Here is a 7,584-nt window from a genome sequence, read left to right as displayed (position 1 = left end):
TCACTCGTACGCCACCTGGCTGGTTGATGACGGCGTACCCATCAACATGGTGCAGCAGGTGATGGGCCACGAGCGCTCATCCACCACGCTGGACCTCTACACCCGCCGTACCGACAACCACGACCGCATCCTGCAAGCGATGGATGACGACGAGGACGGCGACCAGATATGACCGGTGCTGCTGACTTTTCGCTGACTCCGACGACAAAGGCCCGGTCCGAAGATCTCGAACCGGGCCTCTGACCTGCGTGGGCGATACTGGGATCGAACCAGTGACCTCTTCGGTGTGAACGAAGCGCTCTCCCCCTGAGCTAATCGCCCGAGCCGTGCAGAACTCTACACGTCAGAACAACGGGCTCTGCAGCCAGGTCCATCCGCCGAGCCCGACCCATCCGGCCACCAGGTAGAGGGCACCGAGCAGGTACAACGTGGCCAGGACGACCAGACCGGTGAGGGCCAGCACGCCCAGCCGGACGAGCAGGGACTGGCGGCCGAGCCAGTCCGTCCAGGCGTCGTACTTGGACCGGGCGAAGCGGAGCACGCGCTTGGCCCACGCGAACTCGCTGGCCAGGATGGCCAGGCCCGCGAAGACGATGAGCCACCCCGGCCCGGGGTAGGGGATGGCGATGATCCCGAGCGCGAGCACGACCGCGCCGAGCACGCCCACGCCGATGCGGTAGGTCCGGCGCAGCGCGGGCGTGCGCTCGATGCGCGCCCGGAAGCCCCGAGGCTCCGGGTGCGCCGTGGCCTTCTCGGTGCTGCTCAGATCTCCACCTGCCCGCTCGCGACGACCTCGGTCGGCGAGACGGGCGCGACGCGCCCCGGCTCCAGCGAGATCGCGTACTGCGCGAAGTCGTCCGTCTCGGCCGCCGACCCTACCGTGCGCACGCCCTGGTCGGCGGTGCCGACGTCGAAGACGCCCAGCGGGACGGGTGGGGTCGAGTCGGGGCGGATCCCCCACAGCACGTAGGTGCGGTCGTGGGCGTTCGCGGCGAGGCCGAGGGTGTACACCTGACGCTCGCCACCGGCCAGCAGCACCGCCGCGACGGTGCTCCGGTCGGCCGACTCGAGCAGAGCGTGGCGGGTGCCGGGCTGGTCGAGCTGGGAGATGAGCTCCGACAGGCCCTGGGCCTGGGCGGACTCCGCATCGCGCTGCTGCTCCAGCTGGCCGGCCCGGATGGCGAGACCGCCGACGGACACCGCCGCGACGAGCACCAGCGACGCCGCGACCAGCCGGCGGCGGTCGAGCCACGTCGAGCGGGGACGACGACGGGCGCGGTCCTCCTCGTCGAGGCGGTGGCGTCGGCCGTCGGAGGGGAAGCCCTGCGCGGGGACGGGGACGGGGGCGGACCGGGGCGGCTCGGGACGGGCCTGGAGCACCGGCGGGCGCTGCTCGGTGGCGGCGGCCGCGGCCATCAGCCGGTCACGGAGCGCGGTCGGCGGTTCCGCAGCCGGGACGACCCCGCCCAGCGCGGCGAGCACCTCCTCCGCCTCGGCGACCGCGGCGCGGCAGGCGGCGCAGTGCGGCAGGTGCAGCAGCACCGCCATCTCCTCGTCGGGTTCCAGCGCGTGCAGCGCCCAGCCGACGGCCTGGTGGGTCAACGGACAGTCCTGTGGTGTCGTCATCGGGCGCCACCCAGATCGGTGGCGAACTCGCCGAGCAGAGGGCCGAGCACGCTGCGCAACCGCTGCACGCCGGTGAACATGCGGGACTTGACGGTGCCCAGCGGCACCCCGGTCAGCGCTGCGACCTCACGCTGCGTGTAGCCGCCGTAGTAGGCCAGCGCGAGCGCCTGGCGCTGCTCGGCCGGGAGGCGGCCCAGCGCGTCGCGCACCTGACCGGCCACGACCTTGCCGAGTGCGGCCTGGTCGGCGCCGGGCCCGGGGGGCGCCGACCACTCGTCGCCGTCCTCGGCGGCCGGCACGGTCCGGCGCCGGATCGAGCTCTCCCGGCGGACCGCGTCGACGGACTTGTGGTGCACCAGCGTGAGCAGCCACGTACCGAAGGCGCCGCGCTCGGGGTCGAACCGGCGCGGGTCGCGCCAGAACGCGAGGAAGACCTCCTGCACGACGTCCTCGGCGATGCCCTCGTCGGCGCAGATGCGCCGGGCCAGGGAGTACGCCGGGCGGCAGTACCGGTCGTAGAGGGCGCCGAGCGCCGTCTGATCGCCGTCGACGATCTGCCGGACCAGCAGCTCGTCGGCCGGGTCGTGGGCCCGGGCCGCCGCAGGCCGTGGCCGTCTGCCGGACGGGCCACGTGCATCGGCGACTTCGGCCACCAGCGAGTTCCTCACGTCTCTCTATTCGCCACGACGTGGCGTCCGGTTCAGATTAGTCCCAGCGTGCATACGCGGCGCGCGGTCACCCTCTGCGGAGCGTGACCGTTGCCCCGTAGGAGTGAGGACATACCGGCATCCGGGCGGACTCTGTCCCTCGACCCGTCACATCTTGGCGACACCGTCGTTTTTCCTTCTGACGAGCCACGCGGGACCACGAAAGAGGACGCACGATGCGCGACGAGCACACGGTCATCTGCTCACCGGCGGTGTTCGAGCTGATCACCGATGACGCCCCTGCGGTGCGCGTCAAGGTGGATCTGAGCTACCACAGCCGCGACCCCTTCGCGGTACAGGCGTCCTTCCGCACCGGCCACGGTAGCGCGGTGGACTGGGTGTTCGCCCGTGACCTGCTCCACGACGGCCTCATCACCCCGTCCGGCAGCGGCGACGTCCGGGTCCGCCCCATGGCCCTGGACCCCCACCGCGTGCAGCTCGAGCTCTCCTCCCCGTCCGGCCACGCGGTGTTCACCACGTGCGCCCAGACCCTCGGAGACTTCCTGCACCGCACCTACGACGCGGTCCCCCCGGGCCGCGAGTACTCGTGGCTCGACTTCGAGACGGCGCTGTCCGCACTCCTCGACAACGACCCTGCGCGCGACTGACGCAGGTCAGACCGCCTGCGCGGGCGGCGAGGGGGTGGGTGTGGAAGCCCCCGGAAGCCTGCGCTAAGGTTTGCCCACAACGCGGTGAACAACCGCGACATGCGGACGTAGCGCAGTGGTAGCGCATCACCTTGCCAAGGTGAGGGTCGCGGGTTCGAATCCCGTCGTCCGCTCGGAGGAACCTCGGGTCCGCTCGGACCTCCAGGATCAGATCCCAGGAGTCACAGGATCTGGCGGTGTGGCCGAGTGGCTTAGGCAAGGGCCTGCAAAGCCCTGTACGCGGGTTCGATTCCCGCCACCGCCTCGGGCGATTAGCTCAGTGGGAGAGCGCTTCCTTGACACGGAAGAGGTCACAAGTTCAATCCTTGTATCGCCCACCACGTAAGGCCTGGTCAGAGCCCCATCTGGGGATTCGGACCAGGCCTTCTTGGCGTTTCGGGGCGGACCGGGTGACTAGCTGGGTGACTAACTCGCCGGCGGCCCGGGAAGACGCGGTTCATGGCCGTAGCTCCTTCCTCGATGACCGGTCGTAGCTGCTTGCGATAGACGGACTCCGTCACCTTCGAACCGCCCGTATGACCGATCAGCCGCGCGATCTGCTCGATCGGCACTCCCCCGTCCGACAGCAAGGACACGAAGCTGTGCCGGAGCTCGCGCGGGCTCCAGCGCCGGTCGTCCAGCCCGGCGGCGACGGCCACACGCCGGAAGTCCCGCCGCACGTTCGCCGCGTCCATCGCCGTCCCCGCCTCGGTCGCGAAGACGATTTCGTGGTCGGTCCACCGCTCCCCCGCCACCCCGCGGGCGACCCGCTGACGGTCGCGGTGTTCCTCCAACGCCTCGACGCAACGGTCCGGCAAGGCGAGCGTTCGCCGCGAACCCCTCGTCTTGGTGTCACCCCCTGCCCGCACCGAGCGCCACACCCTGACGTTCGGCGGGACCGGCGGCGACGCGGCCGGGTCACCGACAAGGTCGACATGCTCCCAGGTCAGGGCCCGCAACTCCTCCGTGCGGGCACCGGTCAGTAATGAGACGACCACGTAGGCGCCCATCGTCGACGCCGGCGCGGCGTCGAGCAGCGCCTGTGCCTGGTCGAACGTCAACGCCTGCGACGGCCGTCCGGCCAGCCCGGTCGGTGTCCCGCACAGCAGCACGACGTTGCGCTTCACCTTGTCCCGGGCCTGCGCCCGCGTGATCGATCTGGCCAGGATCGACTTGATCCGCGACACGGTGCTGGTGCTCAGCTCCCGCGCCTTGTCCGCCAGCCAGCGGTCGACGTCCTCGGCCGACAGCTCACGCAGCTTGCGCCGGCCCAGCGCCGGGACGACGTGGCGCACGGCGAGGTTGCGCAGGGTCTGCACCGTGCTCGGGTCCCGCCCGCCGAGTCCGTGGTCGAGCCAGTCCTGCACGGCCTGCTCCACGGTGTAGCTCTGCGCCGCGATCAGCACGCCGTCGTCGTGGTCGCGGACCAGCTCCTTGAGCCGGTTCCGCGTCTCGGTCTTGGTCCGCCCGCTGGCCTTCCGAACGATGCGCCTGCCGGCCGGCGTGTGACCGACGGTGATGGTGGCGACCCAGCGCTGCCGGGCATCGTCCCAATGCAGCCCACCGTCGCCGCGGCTACGCCGCGCCGTCATCGGCTTCCCGCACGAGCAGCTCGACATACTCGGCGATGGCGTCGGCGGGGATGAGACGGGTGCGGCCCTGCCGGACCGATCGCAGCCGGCCGGAGCGGATCTGCTCGTAGATCACCGAGCGGCTCAGCGACAGCAGCCGCATCGCGTCGGGGATCCGGTGCAGCCTCACCGGCACGGCCCCGCCAGGCTCGCCGCTCTCGACGTCGCGCCGCTCGCGCGGGCTGTGCACCTCGGGTGCTCGGTGCTGCATGCTGCCTCCTCCGGACGTTCCGGGAACGAGGCTGACTGCGGCGTTGACCTGGGCCGTTGTCATCGTGTTGCTGCGGCGTGGTCGAACCGTGGTCATGGCGAGCCGTGGGGGCCGCGATCCTCCTGGGCCCGACCCGGCGGACGGTGTCGGAGCGGGTGCGCGGCTGAGCTCCGCCGGCCAGGACCGACCGATCATCGACGTCGACCATGCTCACGAGGTCCGACCGCTTCCGGCCGTTCCTCCGTCCCGGCCGCTCTGCCGTCGGCGAGGAGTGGGTCAACGTGGAGCGCCCGAGCCGCCAGGCGAGGACGAACGACGTTGACCCACGACGGGCGACGGACGGCCACCATGGCGGCCAGCGGGGAAGGCGTCCGCCGCGCCCCCTGCGGAGCGCCGTTCGGCTCATGCCGGGCCTGCGTGTACGGGCGCCGGCCGAGCTGCCGCGCTGGGCGGCAGTCGTCGAGTTGTTGGTTCGCGACGCGGCGGCGTGGCGCCGGTGCCGTGCTGGAGGCCGACGAGGGGGCGCGGTGCAGCCCGTGTGGCGCCTGCGTGGTCGGCTGTGGACAACACTGCTGACCATCGGTCGACCACGGCCGCTGCGTTGTCAGCGGCATCGGCTTGGTGGGTGCGGCCGCGCTCCCGCTGCCAGGCCGCAATCTCCCGGACCAGCCCGGCGACCGCGACGGCCAGCACGATGACCCCGCCGAGGTCGTCGTCGGTCGCGACCCGTCGGTGCCGGATCAGGTGCCGTGCGATGCGGCGCAGTCCGACACTCGACGGGCCGGCCCGACCGACGCCGCGGCCCGGTGCCCGCGCAGCCCGGTCGAACAGGTCCGCCGCCTCGCCGAGATCCCGTCCCGCGCCCGGCCACCCGCGCAGCGCGGTCAGCACGTCGCCAGTCGCGTGCCCGATGCTTTCGACGTCCTCGACACCGACGCCACGACGGGCCACAGCCACTGCCCGGCGGGCCCGGGCGACCTGCCGCCCGGCCGTGGCCGAACTACCGGTATCGGGTCCTCGGGCGCTGTCGGCCCAGCGCTGCCGCAGCTTGGGCATGGACAGGTCCGAGGCGAGCTTGCTGCCGCTGTAGAACACCGGCTGCCCGGTCGCGCTGAGATCACCGGGCCGCGCCACCTTCAAGCCGATCGGATCACCCGACGGCGCCCGCCGTAACTCGGCGAGGTACCCGGCGGCGGACAACGCGTCGATGAACTCCTCGGCGCCGCTGCTCGCGACGGCGGCCTCGCGCACCGCCCGCGCCAACTCCACCCGCGCCGGCTCCCGGCCCTGCCGCGCCGCCTTCTCGATCTCCCCGCGCGACGGCGACCGTGCCGCGGTCCCGTCGGCGGTCGCCGTCTCGGTCAGCCCGAGGCGTCGCTCGATCGCCCGCGCGGTCTCCCTGAGCCGCGGGTAGTCCCGGTACGGCCAGAACCGCCGGCCCGTGTCCTGCCGGACCAGCACCACGGCGATGTGGATGTGGTCATCGGCGTGCCGCACGGCGAACCACCGCGGCCCGCCCGGGTCGTCCCGCGCCGCGACACCGGCCCCGTCGAGCAGCTCCCGGGTGATCCCCGCCCACTCCCCGTCGCTGAGCAGCCGATCTCCCGCTGCCAGCCGAGCTGAGCAGTGCCACACGTACCCGCGCGTGCCGCTGTCGTCCTGTCGATCGGGCAGCCCGGCCGCGACCGCGGGCGCGCGCAGTGCTGCGACGAGCGGCCCGAGATCCAGATCCCAGGAACCCGCACCGGTCCGCGCCGGCTGCCAGGCGGCGTCGAGGCCGTCCCAGCTCGCGATCACCCGCGGCTGCCGGTGTTCCTCCGCGCGTCCCGGGCCCATCAGGTAGGCGATCAGTCCACCAGGGCGCCACCCGTGCACCACCTTGGTGATCACTGCCGTCGAGGCTTTCGGGCGGCGTCCCCGATCAGCGTGTCCAGATCGAGCAGCACGGCCATGACTCGGTCGCGCACGGCCGCCATGTCGTCGGCAGCGAGGATGACGGCGACATCGACCCGGACCCGCATCAGCTGCGCGACGACCTCGCGCCGCGACACGGCCAGGTCCCAGCCCGCGCCGTCGTCGGCCGCGCGGACGGCGAGCTCCCGCATCCACGCCCCGACCGCTAGCCCCTCCCGCGCCGCACCGGCCTTGATCTCCGCGAGGTCGCCGTCGGAGAGCCGCACCAATACCTGCCGGCGCCGAGGCGCACCCGCCTGGGGCTGACCGCGACGCGGCACCGGTGCTCGGGTTGCGTCCATCGCGAACAAGCCTGGTAGAGCGCCGCTGCCGCAGCGTGGTCGATCCGTTGTCGAGGCGTGGTCGATCCGTGGTCACCGCTCGACAACGGACCGGTTGAGCCGCCAGATCACCGTCGCCGGGAGACTGGAACGCAAGGGGGGACGCGAGATGGTGGCCCGTTGCCCGACCGAGCACGACGCCCAAGAGGCCGCGGACTGGCTGGTGGACCGCTTCTCCCGACTCGTTCCCGGGTTGCCGGTGACCGCCGAGATCCAGGCGGGCGGCGGCCAGTTCCTCGTCACCCTGGCCACCGGCCGCCGCTGACCAGGATCCGCCGGAGACCGGGCTCGACGGCCGGTCCGCCGGCGCTGGGCATCTCCGGACCAGGGGCTCCGGCCTCCGCCGGTGGGCGACTGTCGACCCGCTGACAACGGAACGACCACGCATCGGCGACGGCCTGTCGCGTCGTCGCGGTGAGGATGGCGCGAGCCCCACCCGACGGGCCTGCATCGGCGCTAGGCCCCCCA

General features: G+C 72.4%; 9 protein-coding genes, 4 tRNA genes and 1 pseudogene. 6 read left to right on the top strand and 8 right to left on the bottom strand.

Annotated elements, in window-relative coordinates; genetic code table 11:
• The coding region (locus tag PHY01_RS28325; RefSeq protein ID WP_141282822.1) for a tyrosine-type recombinase/integrase at nt 1-172 on the top strand (172 nt) is incomplete at its 5' end.
• 77 nt (nt 173-249) lie between these two features.
• Here PHY01_RS28325 and PHY01_RS25755 read toward each other — a convergent pair.
• The 4 genes from PHY01_RS25755 to PHY01_RS25740 form a co-directional block, all read right to left on the bottom strand.
• Nucleotides 250-321, bottom strand: a tRNA-Val gene (locus PHY01_RS25755).
• Nucleotides 322-343: 22 nt separating this feature from the next.
• Nucleotides 344-691 carry a TIGR02611 family protein gene (locus PHY01_RS25750; RefSeq protein ID WP_281283717.1) on the bottom strand — a complete coding sequence of 116 codons (348 nt, stop codon included), beginning with the start codon at nt 689-691 and terminating at the stop codon, nt 344-346.
• A gap of 71 nt (nt 692-762) precedes the next feature.
• Nucleotides 763-1,602, bottom strand: a complete 840-nt coding sequence (locus PHY01_RS25745) for an anti-sigma factor (protein ID WP_170183989.1) — start codon at nt 1,600-1,602, stop codon at nt 763-765.
• Nucleotides 1,603-1,622: 20 nt separating this feature from the next.
• Nucleotides 1,623-2,279, bottom strand: a complete 657-nt coding sequence (locus PHY01_RS25740) for an RNA polymerase sigma factor (protein WP_141282818.1) — start codon at nt 2,277-2,279, stop codon at nt 1,623-1,625.
• Between the two features lie 230 nt (nt 2,280-2,509).
• Here PHY01_RS25740 and PHY01_RS25735 point away from each other — a divergent pair, with 230 nt between their 5' ends.
• From PHY01_RS25735 to PHY01_RS25720, 4 genes are all read left to right on the top strand, one after another.
• Complete coding sequence (locus PHY01_RS25735) at nt 2,510-2,941, top strand: SsgA family sporulation/cell division regulator (RefSeq protein WP_141282816.1); 432 nt, start codon at nt 2,510-2,512, stop codon at nt 2,939-2,941.
• A gap of 101 nt (nt 2,942-3,042) precedes the next feature.
• Nucleotides 3,043-3,114, top strand: a tRNA-Gly gene (locus tag PHY01_RS25730).
• 59 nt (nt 3,115-3,173) lie between these two features.
• A tRNA-Cys gene (locus tag PHY01_RS25725) sits at nt 3,174-3,245 on the top strand.
• A gap of 1 nt (nt 3,246) precedes the next feature.
• Nucleotides 3,247-3,321: transfer RNA gene (locus tag PHY01_RS25720), tRNA-Val, on the top strand.
• 12 nt (nt 3,322-3,333) lie between these two features.
• Here PHY01_RS25720 and PHY01_RS25715 read toward each other — a convergent pair.
• The 4 genes from PHY01_RS25715 to PHY01_RS25700 form a co-directional block, all read right to left on the bottom strand.
• Complete coding sequence (locus tag PHY01_RS25715) at nt 3,334-4,572, bottom strand: tyrosine-type recombinase/integrase (RefSeq protein WP_141282814.1); 1,239 nt, start codon at nt 4,570-4,572, stop codon at nt 3,334-3,336.
• A complete protein-coding gene (locus PHY01_RS25710; RefSeq protein WP_141282812.1) occupies nt 4,556-4,822 on the bottom strand; it encodes a helix-turn-helix domain-containing protein in 267 nt (88 codons plus the stop codon). Before PHY01_RS25710 ends, PHY01_RS25715 begins: the two co-directional genes overlap by 17 nt.
• 402 nt (nt 4,823-5,224) lie before the next feature.
• Nucleotides 5,225-6,712, bottom strand: coding sequence for a relaxase/mobilization nuclease domain-containing protein (locus PHY01_RS25705; protein ID WP_141282810.1), 1,488 nt, complete (start codon nt 6,710-6,712; stop codon nt 5,225-5,227).
• Nucleotides 6,709-7,002 carry a hypothetical protein gene (locus tag PHY01_RS25700; protein WP_141282807.1) on the bottom strand — a complete coding sequence of 98 codons (294 nt, stop codon included), beginning with the start codon at nt 7,000-7,002 and terminating at the stop codon, nt 6,709-6,711. The genes PHY01_RS25705 and PHY01_RS25700 overlap by 4 nt, the downstream gene beginning before the upstream one ends.
• A 181-nt stretch (nt 7,003-7,183) precedes the next feature.
• On the opposite strand from PHY01_RS25700, the pseudogene PHY01_RS25695 reads away from it, so the two are divergent.
• A pseudogene (locus PHY01_RS25695) lies at nt 7,184-7,381 on the top strand (hypothetical protein); the annotation flags it as partial.
• Nucleotides 7,382-7,584 lie beyond the last annotated feature (203 nt).

The sequence above is a fragment of the Pseudonocardia hydrocarbonoxydans genome, from assembly GCF_006539565.1.
Lineage (GTDB): Bacteria > Actinomycetota > Actinomycetes > Mycobacteriales > Pseudonocardiaceae > Pseudonocardia > Pseudonocardia hydrocarbonoxydans.
Note: the sequence above shows the minus strand (reverse complement) of the source record. Positions and strands in the feature narration are given on the sequence as shown.